The sequence below is a fragment of the Paenibacillus sp. FSL R7-0302 genome, from assembly GCF_038006885.1.
In the GTDB taxonomy this organism is placed as follows: Bacteria; Bacillota; Bacilli; order Paenibacillales; family Paenibacillaceae; genus Paenibacillus_AQ.
On sequence record NZ_JBBOWB010000001.1, the window covers coordinates 3,177,125 to 3,197,227 of the forward strand.

Annotated in this window: 22 protein-coding genes; 9 read left to right on the top strand and 13 right to left on the bottom strand. The window is 51.5% G+C overall.

Annotated features, from left to right (window positions below):
* Nucleotides 1-81 precede the first annotated feature (81 nt).
* The 6 genes from MKY96_RS13865 to MKY96_RS13890 all read right to left on the bottom strand — a co-directional run bounded on the left by MKY96_RS13865 (nucleotide 82) and on the right by MKY96_RS13890 (nucleotide 4,776).
* Entirely contained in the window at nucleotides 82-504 is a 423-nt protein-coding gene (locus MKY96_RS13865; RefSeq protein WP_340941094.1) for a hypothetical protein, read from the bottom strand.
* Between the two features lie 129 nt (nucleotides 505-633).
* Nucleotides 634-915: a holin gene (locus MKY96_RS13870; RefSeq protein ID WP_340941095.1), complete on the bottom strand. Its 282-nt coding sequence runs from the start codon at nucleotides 913-915 to the stop codon at nucleotides 634-636.
* A 5-nt stretch (nucleotides 916-920) separates the two neighbouring features.
* Complete coding sequence (locus tag MKY96_RS13875; RefSeq protein ID WP_340941096.1) at nucleotides 921-1,724, bottom strand: glycoside hydrolase family 73 protein; 804 nt, start codon at nucleotides 1,722-1,724, stop codon at nucleotides 921-923.
* Nucleotides 1,725-1,889: 165 nt separating this feature from the next.
* On the bottom strand, nucleotides 1,890-1,970 hold the full coding sequence (locus MKY96_RS13880; protein WP_245368211.1) for a YjcZ family sporulation protein: 81 nt from the start codon (nucleotides 1,968-1,970) through the stop codon (nucleotides 1,890-1,892).
* 414 nt (nucleotides 1,971-2,384) lie between these two features.
* Nucleotides 2,385-4,016 carry a diguanylate cyclase domain-containing protein gene (locus tag MKY96_RS13885; protein WP_340941097.1) on the bottom strand — a complete coding sequence of 544 codons (1,632 nt, stop codon included), beginning with the start codon at nucleotides 4,014-4,016 and terminating at the stop codon, nucleotides 2,385-2,387.
* A gap of 154 nt (nucleotides 4,017-4,170) precedes the next feature.
* A complete protein-coding gene (locus MKY96_RS13890; protein WP_340941098.1) occupies nucleotides 4,171-4,776 on the bottom strand; it encodes a pentapeptide repeat-containing protein in 606 nt (201 codons plus the stop codon).
* 248 nt (nucleotides 4,777-5,024) lie between these two features.
* Between MKY96_RS13890 and MKY96_RS13895 the strand changes: the two genes are divergently transcribed.
* Nucleotides 5,025-5,300 carry a PilZ domain-containing protein gene (locus tag MKY96_RS13895; protein WP_235218399.1) on the top strand — a complete coding sequence of 92 codons (276 nt, stop codon included), beginning with the start codon at nucleotides 5,025-5,027 and terminating at the stop codon, nucleotides 5,298-5,300.
* Between the two features lie 81 nt (nucleotides 5,301-5,381).
* Here the strand turns inward: MKY96_RS13895 and MKY96_RS13900 are convergent, their stop codons facing one another.
* From MKY96_RS13900 to MKY96_RS13920, 5 genes are read right to left on the bottom strand one after another with little or no spacing between them, the layout of a single operon-like run.
* Nucleotides 5,382-6,116, bottom strand: a complete 735-nt coding sequence (locus tag MKY96_RS13900) for a hypothetical protein (protein WP_340941099.1) — start codon at nucleotides 6,114-6,116, stop codon at nucleotides 5,382-5,384.
* Nucleotides 6,110-6,811, bottom strand: a complete 702-nt coding sequence (locus MKY96_RS13905; protein WP_340941100.1) for an ABC transporter ATP-binding protein — start codon at nucleotides 6,809-6,811, stop codon at nucleotides 6,110-6,112. Before MKY96_RS13905 ends, MKY96_RS13900 begins: the two co-directional genes overlap by 7 nt.
* Nucleotides 6,812-6,816: 5 nt before the next feature.
* On the bottom strand, nucleotides 6,817-7,200 hold the full coding sequence (locus MKY96_RS13910; protein ID WP_340941101.1) for a GntR family transcriptional regulator: 384 nt from the start codon (nucleotides 7,198-7,200) through the stop codon (nucleotides 6,817-6,819).
* On the bottom strand, nucleotides 7,200-7,946 hold the full coding sequence (locus MKY96_RS13915; protein WP_340941102.1) for an ABC transporter permease: 747 nt from the start codon (nucleotides 7,944-7,946) through the stop codon (nucleotides 7,200-7,202). Before MKY96_RS13915 ends, MKY96_RS13910 begins: the two co-directional genes overlap by 1 nt.
* Nucleotides 7,939-8,913, bottom strand: coding sequence for an ABC transporter ATP-binding protein (locus MKY96_RS13920; protein ID WP_340941103.1), 975 nt, complete (start codon nucleotides 8,911-8,913; stop codon nucleotides 7,939-7,941). Before MKY96_RS13920 ends, MKY96_RS13915 begins: the two co-directional genes overlap by 8 nt.
* A 286-nt stretch (nucleotides 8,914-9,199) precedes the next feature.
* Between MKY96_RS13920 and MKY96_RS13925 the strand changes: the two genes are divergently transcribed.
* Both MKY96_RS13925 and MKY96_RS13930 read left to right on the top strand, forming a co-directional pair.
* Nucleotides 9,200-9,571 (top strand): hypothetical protein, encoded by a 372-nt coding sequence (locus MKY96_RS13925; RefSeq protein WP_340941105.1) that lies wholly within the window; start codon nucleotides 9,200-9,202, stop codon nucleotides 9,569-9,571.
* A gap of 417 nt (nucleotides 9,572-9,988) precedes the next feature.
* Entirely contained in the window at nucleotides 9,989-10,588 is a 600-nt protein-coding gene (locus MKY96_RS13930; RefSeq protein WP_340941106.1) for a hypothetical protein, read from the top strand.
* Between the two features lie 293 nt (nucleotides 10,589-10,881).
* On the opposite strand, the gene MKY96_RS13935 is transcribed toward MKY96_RS13930, so the two are convergent.
* Nucleotides 10,882-11,817, bottom strand: a complete 936-nt coding sequence (locus tag MKY96_RS13935) for a phosphotransferase enzyme family protein (RefSeq protein ID WP_340941107.1) — start codon at nucleotides 11,815-11,817, stop codon at nucleotides 10,882-10,884.
* 166 nt (nucleotides 11,818-11,983) lie between these two features.
* On the opposite strand from MKY96_RS13935, the gene MKY96_RS13940 reads away from it, so the two are divergent.
* Nucleotides 11,984-12,895 (top strand): sulfurtransferase, encoded by a 912-nt coding sequence (locus MKY96_RS13940; RefSeq protein WP_340941109.1) that lies wholly within the window; start codon nucleotides 11,984-11,986, stop codon nucleotides 12,893-12,895.
* 217 nt (nucleotides 12,896-13,112) lie between these two features.
* On the top strand, nucleotides 13,113-13,559 hold the full coding sequence (locus tag MKY96_RS13945; RefSeq protein WP_340941110.1) for an OsmC family protein: 447 nt from the start codon (nucleotides 13,113-13,115) through the stop codon (nucleotides 13,557-13,559).
* Nucleotides 13,560-13,737: 178 nt separating this feature from the next.
* Here the strand turns inward: MKY96_RS13945 and MKY96_RS13950 are convergent, their stop codons facing one another.
* On the bottom strand, nucleotides 13,738-14,643 hold the full coding sequence (locus MKY96_RS13950; protein ID WP_340941112.1) for a hypothetical protein: 906 nt from the start codon (nucleotides 14,641-14,643) through the stop codon (nucleotides 13,738-13,740).
* A gap of 244 nt (nucleotides 14,644-14,887) precedes the next feature.
* On the opposite strand from MKY96_RS13950, the gene MKY96_RS13955 reads away from it, so the two are divergent.
* From MKY96_RS13955 to MKY96_RS13970, 4 genes are all read left to right on the top strand, one after another.
* Complete coding sequence (locus MKY96_RS13955; protein WP_340941113.1) at nucleotides 14,888-16,381, top strand: 4-hydroxyphenylacetate 3-hydroxylase family protein; 1,494 nt, start codon at nucleotides 14,888-14,890, stop codon at nucleotides 16,379-16,381.
* A 201-nt stretch (nucleotides 16,382-16,582) separates the two neighbouring features.
* Nucleotides 16,583-18,235 (top strand): helix-turn-helix domain-containing protein, encoded by a 1,653-nt coding sequence (locus MKY96_RS13960; protein WP_340941115.1) that lies wholly within the window; start codon nucleotides 16,583-16,585, stop codon nucleotides 18,233-18,235.
* Nucleotides 18,236-18,388: 153 nt separating this feature from the next.
* Complete coding sequence (locus tag MKY96_RS13965; RefSeq protein ID WP_340941116.1) at nucleotides 18,389-19,318, top strand: ABC transporter substrate-binding protein; 930 nt, start codon at nucleotides 18,389-18,391, stop codon at nucleotides 19,316-19,318.
* 13 nt (nucleotides 19,319-19,331) lie between these two features.
* Entirely contained in the window at nucleotides 19,332-20,078 is a 747-nt protein-coding gene (locus MKY96_RS13970) for a (2Fe-2S)-binding protein (protein WP_340941118.1), read from the top strand.
* Nucleotides 20,079-20,103: the final 25 nt, after the last annotated feature.

A 20,103-nucleotide genomic window follows, 5' to 3' on the forward strand; every position in this document is an offset into this window, starting at 1 on the left:
CGGACATAATTTGGGGCGTATGTACAAGGGCATCCTGCCCGCCCGTCGTTGCGGGCAGCCCAAGATGTCCCATGCTATTGCTTAATCGGATACCAGGATTCCATCGAAGCTCTCCGGACCTACACGAACTGTACCAAGCAGGTTCGAACTGACAAATGCAGTATAGGTTAACTGCGGAGTGACCGGAGGAAGGAAATCATCTGCCGAGAAGGTGATAACCTGCGGTGCCAGCACACTAAGATTGAAAGTGGAGGTAGCGGAATATACCACAGGGTCTGTAATTACGGTCCCTCTGACAATCGTAATCGTGACACCAACCAGCGCAAGCGGAAGCTGAAACGATATTGTTCCTTTGAGCATTACACGCGGATTCGCACCTACCCCAGCCGTGATTAGGCCAATTTGACCGAATAGCTGCGGAGTATTAATAACCAAAATTGGAATTGCAATAGAGTTGGCAGTACTTGCATTTTGCGAGGTTCTGCCATCAACATAAGTTCCCATATCAAGCACCTCCTTTCTTCCTTATCAGTGTATTTACAGAACTCTATTAATGATTGGATGAATCTACCAATGAAATTCATTATATTCGGATTTATTTTGAGATTTGGATTTACTATGAGCTGCACCGTATTAATTCTCTCGGGTAGTCCCGCCCCGCTTATTGAACGCCAGTTCAAACAGTCCCGTTGCCGATAATCCGGCCAGGCCTCCGGCCCATAGACGAAGAATGAGATCCATGTCTGTAAAAGGGTATGCAGCCGCTCCTACCAGCAGGCCGATGGCCAGCCCCACCGCAGGAACTACGTTGCGCGGAAGATTAACGCTGTTCTTGACGAGCTGGACCAGCGCCATGACGAATACCGCCAATACGGATGCAAAAGCTAGTACATTGTTAAGTGCATCATTGTACATAACGGCTACACCCCTTTGCTTGTAACCAGCAGACCGGCGCGGTTCAATACGGTCAGCATCCGGTAGAAATCATAGCTGCCTCCTGACGGCGTATCCAGCAGACCGGCGGCAGACGCTGCCTGTACCGCAGGCTCAGCCCAAGCCGGCACCTTCATTACTGTACGGCCCTCAATGACAGCCAGACGTTCCGCGACACCTTTAATGGCCTGGCCTTGCTCTTGAACGCCGGCCTTCAGTGTATCTCTGCTGACAGCCAGCCCTGCCAGCAGCTCCTTCAGTTCCCGCAGCTCGGTTTCCAGCGCCGCAATTTTTTGTTTATCTTCAGCCGACATCTCTTCATCCTCCTTCAGCTCGTCATATTGATACAGGTTATAGGAATCCATAATCTGAATCAGCTTGGACGCATAACCCGGGTCCGTTGCGTAGCCTGCAGCAGCAATCTCGCGGGCGGCTGTTTTGCCGTCAACTCCAATAGCCTTGCTGTACAGCTTGGGGTTCCAGGACACTCCCCCGGTAATCAGTGCGGAATGATCCGCTATAGATTCTCCCCAGTTATGATAGGAACGGAACTGGGCAGTCACCTGTACTGCTTGGCCGTTCCTGTATTCCGTTGTCGGAAGCGCGAGGCTGCCTGCAGGCCCGCTGCCCTTGATGCCGAACAGATTGTTAGCCTTCAGCGTCAAGCCGCTCGTTCCCCAGCCGGATTCCAGCGCCGCCTGGGCAATCGTCAGCGAAGCTGCAATACGGCTGCGCTTCATATCGGCTACCGCGAAGGATGCGATCCGGGAGATAAATTCGGAGCTTGTCATTGCATCACTTCCTTTCCTACTATATTGAATGCCCCACCCTGCCAAACTGCCTGTGCTTATCCCTGTTATGATGTATATGGAAGTAAGCTGCGGCTTATACGCATGCAAACAGCGCCGGAGCGGATGCCCCGGCGCTGTTTCAATCCCCCCCTATATCCCCTACCGCTAAAATACGCTAAGGATAATAATCAGCAAAATAAACAACACCAGTATGGTCGCCGTTGACGTTCTCAGACCTCCACTCATCTGAAGCCCCCCTTTCTTACGCACATGCCCAGCTTTGATTCCTCTACATCATATGCCTGTAGTCCCAAAAAAACTGGGCGAACGCACAATATGGGATTTATATGTAAAAAAAAGTATTGTTAAATCTTCCATCCTGGCTTAAACTAGTAATAATTAACTATATCGGAGGGACTAATTTACTATGCCTTCATATTATTTCAAGGAAATTTGGACACCACTGAGCTGGATAGGCATTAAGTTTTTCCGGGACGACGAAGGATTTCTGTGGATCAAGAGATGGTCTAATCCACGTAAGCGGTTACGCTGAACGTAATGAGACAACGTCAAACAACCTTTTTTCCGGCACAAGAGAAGCATCCCCATCCTGCCGATAAAAGGTTGTTTGTTGTTGCTGTCTGCTGTTGATTGCTGATCCTAAGATGCCGCCTCGAAGGTAATCCGGTTCTTCCCGCTCCGCTTGGAGATATACAGTGCTTCGTCTGCGAGCCGCAGGGTCAGGGTGGTATCTCCGCCGTCCGGAGTCCATACAGCAGCACCTACGCTGCAGCCTACACGAAGCTCCTCGCCTTTAATCAGAATCGGCTGGTTGATCTTGCTGATAATCCGTGAAGCCACCACCTCCGCTTCCTTCATCGGTTTGCCCGCCGAGGTATTCAGAATAATCACGAATTCATCCCCGCCCAGCCGGGCAACGATCTCATTGTCCCGCGTACAATCCATCAGCCGGAAGGCCACCTCCTGAAGCAAGGCATCTCCAACCGCATGGCCGAAGCTGTCATTCACTTTTTTGAAGCCGTCCAGATCCATATACAAAAAGCTTAGTGTCGTCCGCTTCTGCTTGGCCTTAGTGACCGCATGGGCCAAAAACTCATCCAGTGCTGCCCGGTTGGGCAAGCCGGTAAGCTTATCATGCAGCGCCATATCCGACATATAGCTCAGCTTGGTCTCTGTCTTGGTCAGGTTGTTCACCAGGCCCTGCAGGGAGGCCGACAGAATCGCCATATCCTTGAACCGGGTAGAGGCCGGGATCTCCACATCGGCACCGGAGCTGAGCAGGTCGGCTGTACGGGTGATATCCCTCAACGGTCGGCTGATCCATCCGGCCAGCAGCCAGCCGATTAGTGCGAAGGCCGCAGCGGTCAGCAGACCGCTGATCAGGATGAAGTGTTCAAGCTGATGGACTGAGGCAAAAGCGATGTCTGCCGGCTGACGGATAATGACCGTCCAGCCAAGGCCAGGGTAGTTCATGTAACCATCGCCATAGGCGTATCCCGTTAAATAGGAGTCACGGCCCCGCTCCTGTTCGATCACGTATGAGCTCTTGCCGCTGCGGGCCTGCTGCAGGACCGCAGCCGTCATTCTTTTGCCGGTGAGGGCTTCTGGTCCCAATAGAATGGTGTCGTCCTTCTTACTGACCACGAACACCTCCACGCCCTTAAGCCGTTCCTTGAGCGGATTCACAATGGAGGCCTCGACTTCACGTGACCACTCCCAGCTAAGATGTGCCGCCAGTACGCCGCTTGTCTGTCCTTGCTTGTCCATGACCGGCACACTCACATCAACAAACTGCAGGGCTTCCCCTGTAGGATTAGGCAACAGCTTAGAGAGCAGCACCGCATCGTGGACATCCCCGACGAAGGTTCCCTTAAGCGCCTGCTGAAAGACAGGCCTCTGGCTGATATTCGTTCCTTGTAGAATCCGATCCGTGGAAGCAACCACATTCCCTGTCTTATCCAGGAAGCCCACCCAGGTGAATACCGGCAGACTCTTCTTCAGCTGATTCAGCAATCCGCCGGCCTCTGCTTGTTCAACGGGCTCCTGAAAAGCATTCAGCTTACTCAAAACTTCTATTTCACCGGAACGTGACCACATGAACTGATCAAGCTTCTCGGACATTTGATTGGCCTCTGCGGCCAGGGAGCTGCCGATACTGACTTCCACAGAAGTGGTGGAGCGGTTGCCGATGACATAGCTGAGAATAGCCGTGATCAGAATGATAATAACCGCAAATGCTGTTGAAAATAAAGTACGAAGACTTAATGACATGTACACTCTCCTCTTCCGATGACCTTGTTCATGCTTCCGACCACTGAAGATATCTTGCGGCAACATGTCGAAATGGGTCGATATTTCTTTATCGGAAGAGTCCGGCAGAAATATAATACAGCTTTCAGGCACACCGCCGTTTTTTCTTGAGTCGTTATCCTACCTTCGCTCCCATGGAACGGGCCAGCAGCACAGCCTGCTCCACATCCAGCCGCACTCCTTTGAGATCCAGACTCTTCAGGTCAATCCCCTCCAGCTTGGCGTCACGCAGATCGGCCCCTGTAAGCTTGCACTGCGCAAGCTGCACCCGGCTTAAATCCGCCCCGCGCAGATCCGCCTTTTGCAAATCGCAGCCCTGCATGTCTGCCTCGGTGAACCGGATGCCCCGCAGATCCTGCCTGCTGAGATTCAGATGGCGCAGATTCGTATAGGCCCAGTCCCCTCCGCTCAGTGTGATACCGTCCATATAGGCATTGGCGAAATCCGATCCGACCATCTTGCAGTTCTCGAACTTCGCCACGAACAGATTGGCTCCGGTGAACTTGCAGTTGGTGAACGCGCCATCCGTGTGCAGCGAAGCATTCAGCAGGGCACCGGTGAAATCGCAATCGACAAACCGGCAGCCAGTGGAGGTCATCTCTTCCATAGAAGCTCCCCGAAAGGAGCAGCGCTCAAAGGTGCAGCCGTTTATTTCTCCATCCTGCAATGCTGCGTAATCAAAATTATGCTCATTAAAGGTTTCATTATGGTATTGATACATAGTTTAAGCACCTCTTTATCTGGGTATTGGAGCAAAGGTATGGTATAACAGATACTATATTATTCTTTAAATATACTACTTTAGGAGATTGTCCAAGTGTAGCCGTTTCGATATAATAGCAAATAAAATAGCGGAGGTAAATGATGGATGACTCCAGCAGAAAAGAACCATTCCGATATGTAATGAACCAGCCCATCGATTGCTGGCTTGAAATTCCCGCCAGTAATTCGGGACCGGGAGCGGGAAAATTGACTGAAGGTATTCTGCTTGACCTTAGCCGCTCCGGCTGTAAGGTCCGCACGTCGCTGAACCTCCGCTTCACCGCAGGGGATACGAAGCTGATTATTCATTTTCAGCTGGCGGAAGAGAAGCTGCAGTATGAAGGCAGTGTCCGCTGGGGCTGGATGTTCGGCCTGGGGCAATACCAGTACGGGGTAAGGCTGGACCTGCAGGAAGACGAGGAAGAACAGCTGCTGCGGGAGCTGGAGCTCTGGACCAGCGGAAGAAGCGCGCAAGGCTTATAGCTATCCCTCGCCTTATTGATGCACACAAACGCAAGCAAGGCTGATTAGGAGCCTTGCTTGCGTGAAATAGGAACGTATCTTTTACACTTCGATTCTTCTCCTCACCAGCGTAACCATTCCATAGACCATCAGGCAGACCACCGCCACTTCAAACAGCAGCGCCCCTTGATTGAACGGAAGATACTGTATAGTGAAATCACTACCGGACTGGAGTCTTCCAGGGTAAATCTCGAAGTTAAAGGCATTATCCAGACCGCTGAAATAGCTGTCGAAGAGAAACTTCTCCAGATAACCAAATACATTCTCCAGCGTGACCAGAAGGGCTACGCCAATCCAGATTCTCCCCTTCATACGCAGACTAAAGGCTACTGTAAAGGAAAACATCACCATCACCATTAGAAATAAGGATGACCAGACCGATTGCAGCAATGCGCGGAGGCCAGCCGTCAGCAGATTACCGGGCAGGAAATCCATCGTGTACAGCAGCTCGTAGATCCCCAGATGGGCCAGACCGAGGAGGATCACCACCCCAATCAGCAGCAGCGCCAGCAGCATGGGAGACAGGACCGTCTGCAGCGCAGTAACCGGCAGAAGCCGCCGCTGATAGGATTTAAGATTACGGAAATATCCGGTGACCGCTATAAATATCATCGAAATGGCCAGTATGCAGTATACAGCCAGGTTCAGGGAGGCCAGGTTTACGTCTACCTTTGCACTGGAGATCCACAGCCCGGTCTGCGCGAGTAACGCAATTACAATGAAGACGAGAATGCGTTCCTTTCTGCGTTTAAGATCATATTTAAATAGCTTCAGCATTCGGCAAACACCTCTCTGAACAGCTCATCTACACTCTTCCCATGCTCTTGTCTAAGCTCCTCCACCGGACGATGCAGTACAACCTCCCCCTCCTTCAGGAAAATCACCTCATCAAAGATCCGTTCGATATCCGTCACCAGATGGGTGGAGAGCAGAATGCTGCTGTCCTCTTCATAGAACTCCATCAGCGCATTCAAAATCTTAGTTCTGGCCACCGGATCAACGCCTCCAATCGGCTCATCCAGCAGATATAATCTGGCCCGGCGGGAGAGAGCTAATGTCAGCTGCAGGCGTTCGTTCATTCCTTTGGATAACGTCCGCACCTTATCCGCTGTACGCAGCTTCATGAAATCCAGCATCCGCAGCGCCTTGGCCTGATCGAAATCGGGGTAGAAATCCTGCTGGAATCTCAGCGCATCCCCAATATTCATCCATGACTCCGTTACCGGCACATCCGGCATGAAGGAGACGAGCTTCTTACTCTCTACGCCCACGGGCACCCCGAGGACTGAGATCCGGCCCGATCCGGGCCAGGCGAGTCCGGCGATCAGCTTCATGAGCGTGCTTTTGCCGCTGCCGTTGCTTCCCAGAAGGCCGGTGATGGTGCCGCTGCCCAGCTTGAAGGAGACTTGGTTCAGCGCCTGTCTGGGGCCAAACTGTTTGCTTACATTCTGAATGTCAACTATATCGTCCACTCTTCTTACTCCCCCTGTTCTTGGTCCCGCTGGTGAATGTTCTCTGCCACTGCAGTTAGTATATCTTCGCCCTGGAAGCCAAGCTCCTGCATTCCGCGGATAAAACGGTCCAGCACCTCCTGTGCCATCTCCTTCTTGATGGTCAGAATCGTCTCTTCGCTTCCGGTCACATATCTGCCCATACCGCGGCGGGTCTCCACGATGGTCTCACGCTCCAGTTCCTGAAATGTTCTTTGCACGGTATTCGGGTTAATCTGCAGTTCAGCGGCCAATTCACGGACAGAAGGAATCTTATCTCCAGGCTTCAGCTTGCCGGTGATAATCTCTCCCTTGATGTAATTCATGATCTGGAGATAAATCGGCTGGTTATTATCGAATTCGATCACCATCAAGCAACATCCCTGCGTCTGAAGACGGCGAAGCCTGCAAGCAGGAACAGCGCCATGTAGATGCACAGCAGGATAATGGAGAAGCTCAGTGTCATTCCCTGCATCGGTGCCCCGCCATCCTGATAGGCTGCAAGATTTAGATTAGGGAACAACACATATTTGTAGAAATCACGGGAAATAACCAGCTTATCAATAGTGGTGGCGAAGATGGTCGCCCCGATCGTTACGCCCGTTGATTTCGTCAGAATCCCCAGCATGAACCCGATCGTAGCGTAGACGGTGCAGTAGACAGTTGAATACAGCAGCGAAGTAAGGATCTCACTGATTCCTGCTTCCCCTCCGCTGAATCCGAAGAAGACCGCTCCTGAGAGAAAAAGCCCCACCGTCGCAACTACCTGCATGCTAAGTGTATAGAGCAGTACAGTTACATATTTGGAAGCCAGAATCGCCGTGCGGCTGCGGGCACGGATCAGCAGAAATTTGATCGTTCCCTGGCTGTATTCCCTGGATACAATTCCCGCCGTCCCGACGATGATCAGGATGGCCAGAAGCTGGCCAATGCCTCTGGGCTGAAGGGAATCCGCTGTAAAATCCGCCGCTGAAGCATACATATCTGCGGCAAATGTACGAGTCATATAGCCCACTGCCAGCGACAGCACCAGCAGGATGACATAAGGAATGATATTGCTGCGTTTCTTCGATATTTTGAGCCATTCATTCAGCACAAGCAGATTAAATTTACGCAATGCGGTTGCCCCCTGTCCATTTCAGGAAATCCTCTTCCAGACTTTGTCTATTCTCAGTAATCCGGTATATGCCGACCTTGGCTTCGCTAAGTGCCGCCACCAGCTCCGGTACAGCTCCATCCGGCAGCTGCACATGCAGCTCGGAATGGGCTTCATCCGCTTCAGTGACTTTGACGCCCTGCAGGGCTCCGGCCACAGTCCGTGCAGCTTCAATCTTGTCTACCCGGATAGCAAGCGTTACCTCACTCTGCGCCTCTGGCACTTCCGTAAGCTGTGTCACCGTTACAAGCTTGCCGTTCTGAATGACCACCGCACGGTGGCAGATCTGTTCAATCTCGGCCAGCATATGACTGGAGATTAGAATGGCAATGCCCTCTACCTCTGCTATTCTCCGCATATAGTCGCGCATCTCCCGGATGCCGGCGGGGTCCAGCCCGTTGGTCGGCTCATCCAGAATGAGCAGCTTCGGCGAGTGGAGCAAGGCCTGAGCAATCCCCAGACGCTGGCGCATACCGAGTGAGTAGGCCCGAACCTTCTTGTTCATCGCCTCCTGCAGTCCCACCAGCTCCACGACCTCCTTGATCCGCGATGCCCCGGCTCCGTCACTCATACGTAAATATTGCAACAGGTTATCGTACCCGCTCATATGCGGATAGAACTCGGGATTCTCAATAATCGCCCCGATCTGTGAGATCGCCTGCTTGAAATCCTTGCGGATGCTGTGCCCGTGAATCAGAACATCCCCTCCGCTCATGCGGATCAGTCCGGTCATCATCCGGATGGTGGTCGTTTTGCCGGCGCCGTTTGGTCCCAGCAGCCCGACGATCTCTCCCTTCTGAATCTTGAAGCTTAGGTTATCTACAATGGCCTTACCTTTAATCACTTTACTGACGCCCTGCATTTCCAGGACGGTTTGTTCTTGCGCCGGGCCAGACGGCCCCTGAGCCTTAAGAGCGGTTGAATTCATGACAGCCTCCTTGTGAAGATAGGTATGGGTGGAATAGCAATTCCACAGGTTGTTGCTGAGCTGAAACAGGTGTATGCTCATCGTTGTATTGGTGTGTTAGTTAAATAGTACACTAGTGATTTTGGTTTGTAAAGCAGGTTTGTGAAAAATTTCCTGAAGCACTATGTAAACAGGCTATCCGTGCAGGGGTTCTAACCATACCAATCGCTATCAGCATACATAGAATAGTATTGCAGGTGGCAGTATCATGCTGCTTTTGCCAAAACCGCTTCAAGGAGGAATACACATGAACAAAGAGGTTCATATCTCGCAGACTTATCCTAGACTCACAGTGTATAGTGAAGAAAACTTCCGGGGAAGAAGCAGAATCTACAGAGGCAATCTCGGTATCCGCGATACGGACAATATTCTGGATGGCATCGAAAGCCTCCGCTTCTTCTCCACCAGCAGCAATGCTACACTCGTTCTGTTCAGCAGAACCCGCTTCAGAGGCAGCTTCCGCGTGCTTCGCGGCAACCACAGCATCCGTGATCTGGATGACTTCATTTCCGGCAATGACGTAGAATCGATCATCTCTACCAACCAGAGACTGACGCTGGACCAGATCCGCCGTATCCGCAGCAGCGGGGATCTTCCAGCAGGCTACCGCTTAATCTAACAGAATACGCACGCTGAACAGGGCACCCTCCGGTATCGCCTAGCCGGAGGGTGCCCTGTTGTGTTCAATAGATTAGAATACGGGTAATCATGGAAAAACTATTATTAAAGACTCACTTAAGATTAGAACTCAAAGCTTGGTCGTCGCTGCGGTGAACATTTGGACTTCCGGCCGCTGTTGTGTTTGAATTTTCCTGATTAAAACCACTGTTAGCGGTAGAAATTCAAACACAAAGGCGGTCGCTACCGCTCCTACAGTTCCAACTTTCCCCTCCGCTTCTTTTTGCTTTTTGTAAATTTCTTTAGTGTGTCTTAAATAGTTAAGAACTACATCAAGGAGAAGATCAAATTGCGACTATCTAAATTTTCCAGTACAAAATTGAACTCGGGCGCGCCAGGCCCTGCCCCCTCCCGGCCGGTGAAGAATACTGCGCAGCAGCATCTCAAGCCGTTTTTCCAAAAGTATTTCTGGCTCCTGGCTGTAGGGGCTCTTGCCTTATACACACTGGCGTTTGCTGACCGCTATTATGTCACAGCCTTGGGACTTGGGGTGCAGCAGGGGCTGATTACGGCCAAAACCGTGCAAGCTGCGCTGCTGTGGCTCACTGGCATCCTGTTAACCTTGAAGCTGTACCTCATTACGGTCAGAGCCAAAGATAAATTCAAAGGCGGCTACCGTTTCTTCTATTACTTCAGCTTCTTGAATTGGCCCGCTGCCGTCCTGCTGCTGCTTACCCTGGTCTTCCAGGCTCCACAGCAGTCAGCCGATCTGGTGCAGTATTGGACAAGCAGCCGCTTCACCGAGAAGCCTGTCCAGATTACCAACACCTACAAAAGCTGTGGGCCCAACAGCAGCTGCACGCTCGTCGTAGACACCTCGAACCAGGGAAGATTCCGTGTAAACGGCTATATGAATAGCCTTATTTTGGCTTACGAGCCGCACATAACCGCCCTCCGCTATCTCCCGGCCTCCCGCAGAATTATTAATATCCGTACGGCGGAGGGCTGGCTGGAGTGAAGGCTTAAGGCCACACGATCGCGCCAGAAGGTGTATTATGGTAAATATGGCATTCCACGAGGAGGACCAACAGAATATGAAGCCACTGGATATCCATCCAACAGCGTTGTACGAGCAGGTTCAGTCTAACATTGGCAGCTTTCAGGTCTTGGCAAACTACAGGCTGCATAGTGTGAGAACCGGGGTCTGGAAGCTGCAATCCGATCAGGACTCTAAATGTTATTACTTAAAAACGTACAACCGCAAACTTGCCTTTGCTGCTGGTCCTGGTGCCTACACTTGCAGCTTCCCGCCTACATCGCAGCTACCTCTGCCGCCAGCTCCCTCACCTGCTGCTGCAGGACATTCACCTCATCGGTCCCTTCCCAGTAGCGGGTGACAAAATGCAGAAATACGTCTATCTTGCGCAGGAGCATAAGCACCGGAATAGCTGCCAGTTCTTCGGGAGTCAGTGTAACTTTGCTGTTATAACCCCTCCAGAAATCACGGATGATCCGCTCTGAGTCCTCATGACTGAGCAAGGCCGACAGGATTACAGCAGCATCCATAACCCGTACATCCCGGGTGCAGAATTCAAAATCCAGCAGCGCCGTCACCCGGGCCGTATCCGCTTCATCCACCAACAGGTTGGAAGCATTCAGATCGCCGTGCACCAGCTGATGCGGCAGGCTCTGAAGCTGTTCCAGAGAGTCAGCCACATTGTCGTAAGCATCCACTAATAGGGTAAGCTCCGGCAGCAGCTCCTTCAGAGACTCGGGCGGGTCCGTCACCAGACCATGCAGCGCTTCACGGGTGCATAGCGGATAGGAGGTCCGCAGCTCGTAGTATGGACGGTATACGGACGGAATGCCCGTATCGATCTCAGCCAGTACAGCGGACAAGATGCCTGCCGCTTCTCCAAAAGACTCATAGTAATCCGCAGCTTGCCCGGACGGGGATTCCCCTTCGATGTAAGCAAACAAGCAGGCGAATTTCCCGCTCTCTTCAAGTTGAACCAAGGTCTCTCCACTGGCAGTTCGGATCGGAAGAGGTGTACTGAACGGCAGACCCGCAGCGGCCAGCTTCAGCAGCACCGTATGTTCGAACTCTATTTTGTTCCTATCCTTATGTGTGTCATAGATACGCAGCACCGCGCGGCGCTCCCCGCTCTCCACGAAATACGTTGTATTATTCCAGCCCCCGCTCCGTTTGCGCAAGGTTCCCTTCCATTCAGGCCAGACCTGACTCACGATGGCTTCCGTAGGCTTGTGCCCCTTTCATAGTAGGTTATGTATCCAGCCATTGTAGAATCAGATCAGGACCGTGTCAAATGATCAGCCAGCCGTACCGTTATACGGGCAACTAATTATCCGCTATAATAGACACCATATAACACTAGCAAAGGATGGTATACCTATGGACTCTACTGTAAGCAAACGCTGGCTGCTAGCCAGACTCTATGAGCCGGAACAGACCATCGTAGACTGCCGGTTCACCTTGGGCAAGCCTCAGGAGGGCAAAGAACGTTATAATAAAGAGCATATTCCCGGCGCGGTCTATCTCGATTTGGAACTCGACCTGTCTGCTCCTGTAGGCGGGCATGGCGGACGACACCCCCTTCCCGACACGCAAGTGCTGGCATCCCGGCTGTCCAAGCTCGGAATCGGCAACGGTTCACGGATTGTCGCTTATGATGATGAGAACGGCATGAATGCCGCCCGTCTGTGGTGGCTGCTGCGCTACCTTGGGCATGAGCAGGTCTTCATTCTGGAGGGCGGCTTCAGCCAGTGGAAAGAGGATAAATATCCGGTAACAGATCATCAGCCGATTCGCGTGCCCAGCTCATTCGTGGCAAATGTTCAGCCGCAGATGCTGGCGGGAGTTGATGAGGTGCGGGAGGTTTCGGAGAAAACGGTAGGTGCTGGAACGATTGCAAAAGCTGAGGTCCAGACGAATGATGGCACAGGTGTATCGTCCTCACCTAGCGCTCTCCCGGTTCTGATCGACTCCCGCGCGAATGACCGCTACCGCGGGCTGAACGAGACCTTGGACAAAAAGGCCGGACATATTCCGGGCGCCCTGAACTACTTCTGGAAAGATACGCAGAATGCAGACGGCAGCTTCAAGAACGCGGAGCAACTTGAGGAGCATTTTGACGGACTCGACAAAGACCGCGAGATCATCGTCTACTGCGGCTCAGGTGTTACAGCCTGCCCGAATATACTGGCGCTGGAGAAGGCCGGATACACGAAGGTGCGGCTGTATGCGGGGAGCTGGAGTGACTGGATCAGCTATGAAGATAACCCGGTGGCGGCAGGAGACGAGTAAGAGCCGATTGACTGCATCGGACTCGAATTTTGGGGCTGTGACAGGTTGCCGGGAGGCAGGCTGCCCACGGCCCTTTTTTGGCATTTTCGCGCGCGCGGTTCCTGAGTTCGACAAGTTAGTAATTTAAGGATTGACAGTGTGCTGCATCCAAATTAAAATAATCACAGCGGATTAGTGTGATTTAATATTAACTAAACTACAAAAGGAGACTTAAAAAATGGCCGCTCTCCAAACCTTTAAAGCATCTGCGCATTTGCAAGACGGAGTCCAAGTGAAAGTAGCCTCCCGAAGCTTTGAGTTTATTATCGATGAGCCCAAAAGCTTGGGCGGAACCGATACCGGAATGAATCCGGTCGAAGCTTTGCTGGCCTCGCTGGGAGCATGTCAGTCTATCGTGGCCAGAGTGTATGCGCCTAAATTCGGCGTGAACCTCAAGGATTTCTTCGTGGAAGTAGAAGGCGATCTTGACCTGGATGGCTTTTTCAACAGGTCGGAGGTACGTCCGGGCTATTCTGACATTCGGTATACATTCCGAATCAAAACAGATTCGCCCAAAGAACAGGTTGAAGAATTTGTACGGTTCCTGGAAAGCAAATGCCCAGTTGGAGATACCCTTGCATATCCGGTTAATCTCAAACTGGACAGCATAATTATCGAAAGCTAAGCGACTGATAAGAACCGAGGAGCCGCGTCGGACGCGGGTTTGGGGGCTGGGAAAGGTTAGGAGGAAGTGACCTTTCCCAGCCCTCTTTGGGCTTTCCTGTCAACAACTTGCAAACGTTCCGGGTTAGCAGCCCCCACTCCCCTTCGTCAGGTCTACCTATGACCGGTCCGGCTACCTCCTACTGCAGTTTGGTCAGCACATGCGCACTCACAAAGTAATCCCTGTCTTCGTATTCATCATGGACGAACTCCCACAGCAGCGAAAACCTTAATTCAACTTTATACAACCGCATAATTTGCGGATGAACGTGGACAAATGCTCCCGGCAGGCACAAGCCTTGTTGTGCCATCTCCGGCAGATGCCCGTAAATCAGGTCCAAGTTTTCACGGAGATTTCCTCCCGTCAGCTCCAGAGTCTTCACAGTAGCCGGGCTGGTATAGCCGGTTGCTGATACGCGCTGCAACAGCAGAGTATCGGTTAAATGGACAATCACCCCGTCCGCTGCCAGGAGGCCCTGTAAAGATTGAAAGATGTTGATATGAATCCGTTCAAGCAGCCGATCCAGCTGAGCGCTGAATTCCGGTTTATGGGCAACCTTGTTTTTCTTCCGGTAAAAAAAGGCGGAAATGAGCTGCGTCGTGAAGCATAAATTCATGACCACGTCAAAAGGAGGATGCAACGGCGAAAAATCCACCTTGGGCAGCAAATCGTCAACCTTTGCTTTCAAGTCATCCGGTGAAGACACTTCCGTTCCTACTCCGGTCAGATCAATGATTGCCCGTTCGTATTTTTCCGGGTGTGCCGACTTGGCCAGAAAACGGTCCAGCGCTTTTTCATCAATATCGACGATCGTGATCCGTTCAAATATAGACTCGATATACGAAATGGGCACATCGTTTCCGTTCCCGGCCCCGAGCAGTAAAATATGCCCGCGCCCGCAGCGGTTATGTTCCAGCGTTCGCTCCAGAACTTGCTGAATCTGATCCCGGTAGCCCGCCCAGTGCTGCCAATCATGCTGGGTCGAGTCATTTCGGAGGGTGTTGGCTTTGCGGAATTTGACGTAAGGAACATTGACTTTTCTCATAAATGGATTCATAGCGTGGTTCACCTTTTCTATCTGGAATGGAGCATTAACGTAATTATATCTTTTTTGGAGCAGGCGGTAAAAGAATGCTATACAACATATTCGGGCTCACTGAAATTGCAGATGGATTAGGGCTCTCTCACACGATCTACGGACAATGTACAAAGCAGATCATGGTTACGTATAATAACAGCAATATCACGGCTTTTTTTAGTGAAAGCTGTCTTTTAAAGAGGTGAACCGTGTGCCTATTAAAACAGGTAGCCAATACATCGAACGTATCGACCAGCAAAATATCAATATCTTTTACAAAGGAACACGGATCGAAGGCCCTTTATCCAAGCATCCCGCATTTCAAGGTCTCCTACAAACCCAAGCCGAAATGTACAACATGCAGTGTGATGAGCGTTATTTAGCACAGATGACCTACCCTTCACCCGCTACAGGAGAGCCTGTTGGTCTATCTTTTCTTCCACCCAAGAATGCTGAAGATTTACAGCGCCGCAGAAAAATGATTGAACTCTGGTCCAGCTGCCATCATGGGTTTTTAGGACGTTCGCCGGATTATATGAATACAGCCCTCATGTCTCTGTTTACAGCGGCCGATATCCTTGAGGAGCTAAATCCGAAATTTGCTGAGAACCTCAGGAAGTACTATGCTTACTGCCGGGATCATGACATTACCTTATCCCATGCCTTCATCCAGCCTCAAGCAAGCAAAATATCCGGCCAGCTTGATGCTACAGAGGATTCTATCGCTGCTAAAGTCGTTGAAATCAATGATGAAGGGATGATTGTAACCGGTGCTTTTATGATGGCAACACAAGGGGCTACCTGCGATGAAATGCTTGTATTCCCGACCCCTTCCCCCTCGTTTGTGGATGATGATAATCCGTTCGCGTTTGCCTTTGCAGTGCCTAATGATCTGCACGGGATGACTTTTTTTTGCCGTGAAAGCTACGCAGCCTCATCTGCCTACGATCATCCGCTAAGCTCAAGATATGAAGAAATGGATACACTAGTCATATTTGACCGCGTTCTTATCCCTCATGACCGTGTATTTTATTACGGAGATGAAATGTACTGTTCCCGATTATTCGGCGAAAGTCACTTCCATACGCATCTGGCCCATCAAATCAACACCCGCTATATTGCAAAAACAGAGTTCTTTCTCGGGTTGCTGGAATCTTTGGCAGAAGAACAAAACATTATCCCTGAGCCCCATACTATTCAGCCTATTTCCAGAACGATAACCTATTTAGAGACCTTCAAAGCCTTGAGACTTGCTTCTGAAATAGGGGCCTCCCCAGACAAATTCGGATATCTCGTTCCAGACAAAGGTCCACTTTTGGCTTCGTCCGTTCACTTTTCGGAGTTTTATCCAGAACTGATTGAAATGGTTCAAAATCTCAGTTCAAGCGGTCTCATCATGATCCTCTCGGAGTCCGACTTCGATACAAGCGCTGGTGCGTACCTCAGCCAGTATTTGAAGGGTACGGCTTCGGAGGCGCGGTTCCGAAACGCTCTATTCCGGCTTGCTTGGGAACTGGGAGCGGGTGCATTCGGGGGGCGACAAATCCAGTTTGAGCGGTTATTTTTTGGCAGCTCCCACACACTGGCCTGGCGCATGTACAACAGCTATGATAATCACGAATCCTTCCGTCACATCATTCACGAGTTCATTGCGCCAGAAAAAAGTTCACCTGATTTAACAACGGATGGAGTTTCTAATGACTGAAAATGACTGAATTAGTTATGCGGGGAATCCTGTGACTTCAAGGCACTCTTCTCATTATTCTGAGGAGAGTGTCTATTCCTGCAGCTTCGGCACCTGCTCGATCAGGGTGTCTACGCCTCTCCAAAATAGGATGTGCCCATCAAGTGAGATATAATACATGTTATGAATTGAAGCTGCGTATAGCGAACGGGGGTGCAAAGAATGAACAGTAAGGATGGAATCCCGCCTGCGGGTGCCTTCGGACAGCTTGATCAGATGTGGTTCAGGCTTCGGAGCATCACACATGGCAGTAATCCAGGGGGAGAGTGGCCGCTGCGGCTGCAATTTCTGGAATCGTATATGCTGCTGATTCCCATTGCGGGGCAGGGCTCCATCATAGTGGACGGCAAATACTACGAATTAAAGGCGGGATGTGTGTTCGTCTGTCAGCCGGGGCAATTAATTGAAGCCTCAATGGAGGATACAGGCGAACAGAGTGTATTCATTCTGCGGTTCGATGCGCTAAGCCAGCCCTGTCGGCCTGAACAACCGGAGCAGGTTCACTCTACTGAGCTTCATGTCCCCTTCCCCCTGGAAGGAAACATAGCCATTCAGTCAACGATTACATACAGCAAACACTGCGAGGCTATCACCGCTTCCCTTGGCAGTACTGACCCCTTACAGCAGCTGCTTGCCCAGAGCAGATTCTATGAGCTGCTGTTCAGTCTGCTCAGCGATGCCAGGCAGCTGCAGCCTAGCGATAGCGATACCGATACGATTATGGAACGCGCCAAGACCTATATAGAACAGCACTACCGTGAAGAGCTGTCCATCTCCCTGCTGGCTGGGGAAGCGGGCATTAGCGTAAGGCATTTCATCCGGCTGTTCAAACAGACCTATGGTCTCAGCGCGATCGAGTACCTGACCGAATACCGGATCAGACAAGCAAGAAGTCTTATGCTGCCGCATACGAATTATGAATTGAAGGATATCGCCGCTTATGTCGGTTACAAGGACGTTCCTTATTTCCGGCGCAAATTCAAGCAAATTACCGGTGTAGCTCCCGCGACCTTCATGCGGAATGCCAAGCTGAAGATCGTTGCCTACCACGGCAGCCTGATTGGGACGTTGCTTACCCTGAATATTATTCCCTGCGCCGCACCGGCTGACCATCCCTGGACAGAATATTACCGCCGTAAATATGAGACAGATGCGGTGCTGCCGCTTGCCCTAGATGACGCTATCCGCATCCAGCAGCTTGCTTCCCTACGCCCTGATTACATTCTGGGGCTGGAACCATCGGTCAGCCGGAGGATGCTACCGCAGCTTCAGGCGATCGCCCCCACGTTCTTTGTGTCTACGCTCCAGACGGATTGGCGCACGCAATTACACTTCATTGGAGAATGCGTGGGCAGAGCACCGGAAGCAGCCGCTTGGCTGAACAACTATGAGCGTAAGGCCAAGAGCATCCGGGCGCAATTAGGTCAAGGTTCAGCCATGGGCAAGCTGCTCCTTGCCCGCATATCCGGGCAGTCCATCACCGTGTTGTCTACCCGAAGCTTAGCTGAGGTATTCTATGATGATCTGAATTTCATTCCGGCGTCCGTTGTGGATCGTAGACTGAGCAATCAGACATTAACCCCGGAGGAGCTGTGGTCGTCAGATGCGGACAAGCTGCTGTTCATAGTGGATGAGGATGCAGCTTCGCAGGCCGTATGGTCTGAGTTCCGGGACAGAGAGTCCTTGCTGCCCCCTGATCCCGCAGGGTTTTCACGAATCGAATACCTCCCTCCCTACCCTTGGACAGAGTATAACTCGTTCACCCAGGAGCTGGTTCTTGACTCCGCACTGGCACTCTGGCGTAATCAGACATGAAATATTGGCGTGATTGTCAATAGTCGAATCCTTCAGATTGTTTTATACTCCTAACAGTGATATTGATTCTCACTCTCAGGTGGGAAGACAGGTATTGATACTCAGGAGGTTAGTGAAGATATGCGACAGATGAGACAAAGAATGGTGTTCTGCATGGCGATAGTATTAACATTGGTCATGACGGCTTGCTCCAACAACAGTGGACAGGCCAAGGTGGCCGCAGACGCTGAAGCAGATTCCCGGGTAGTAGGCAGTGAGAAAGGCGAGATCAAAATCCCCGCCCACCCGGCCAGAGTGATTGGATTGTCTGTGGTCTACCCGGAATTCCTGCAGGCCCTGGGGGTTACGCCCGTTGCTGTACAGAACTACCAGGAGGAGTTCCCAACTTATCTAGAGGAGCCCTTCAAGGATACGCTGAAGATGGGCATAGCCCAAACTCCGAATTTTGAAATGATTCTCTCTGCCAATCCTGATCTGATCCTCGCCCCTACATGGTGGTCGGCTAAGGATTATGACCAGTTGTCGGGGATCGCTCCGACGGTTCTGCTGCCGCAGCGCGATGACTGGCGGGATGAGCTGAAGGATATCGCCGGGGTACTCGGCAAGACGGAGCTTGCAGAGAAGGTAATTAAGGATCTGGAGGCTCAAGAGGCAGAAGCCAAGCAGAAGCTGGATGATCTGGTGGGTAATGAAACGGTGATGTACATGATGGTGATGCCGGGCAGCTTCGTTCTTTACGGGGATCAGATTGACCGCGGAAAATTCCTTCACACTACGCTTGGGCTGGAGATGATCCCGAATTTCCCGACTAAAGATCCTTCCCTATCCATCTCCCTGGAGAAGCTGCCGGAGTATAATCCCGATCACATCTTCCTTCAGTTGAATAACGAGGACGATGCCGGGGTGAAGAAAACCTATGAAGATCTGCTGAAGAGTCCATTATGGAAGAACATGACGGCGGTCAAAAAGAACCAGCTCTACACCATGGCCGGCAAGGATTGGTTCAACCTGGGGATGTCTCCTCTGGCTAACCGTTATGCGGTGGATGCGGTGCTTCAGGCCTTTGAAGGCAACTCCAAATAAAGGGGGACTTCAGATGGGCAACACTGACGGGCTCCAGGGGGCTGAACGGTATTTCATCTTCCCCGAACCTATTGAGAACGCAGTGGTTACTTTACGACTGACAGAATTATGTATGCCCGCACATGCTGAGCATCTGCTTACCACTTATGCTTCCATGCTCGGGACTGAGGATAAACGTATAGCGGCAGCCATCTTCTGCACATGGATCGCCGGGATCTGCGGAGCCAAATACGCACTGCTCACAGCTGCAGACCCGCTGGCTCATGCCTTGCGACTAAATAACCTGTCTGTGCAGCTCGTCCGCACGGATGGGTATCCCGAATTCGCCTTCCCTATCCATAACCATCGGGAGGGTATCTACAACCGGAACAGAAATGGAAATGAGATCATAGATGAGCTAGGGTTGTTCTACACGAACGAGGTCAGACCAATTATAGCTGCGCTTGCCGAGGCTTCACAGACCAAAGCGGTGATGCTGTGGAAGCATGTCTATAATCAGTTGTATACTTTTATCGAAGAGGATGCTCTTGACGCCTCCAATGAGTGCAGCCGCAGCCAGATCCACAGGCAATTCCAAGCTGTACTCTGGGAGCTGACGCCGGAGGCATTCGGACTTCGCAGCAATCCATTCCGTATCACACCCAAGTTCCGGAGAGACCCCCACCCTCCGCACGATGCGATATCTGTGAAGGCTACCTGCTGTCTGGCCTACCAGCTAAGAGCGGATCATGACTATTGCGGCGGATGTCCTATCATTTAACCGGCACGGCCTAATAGACTACTCA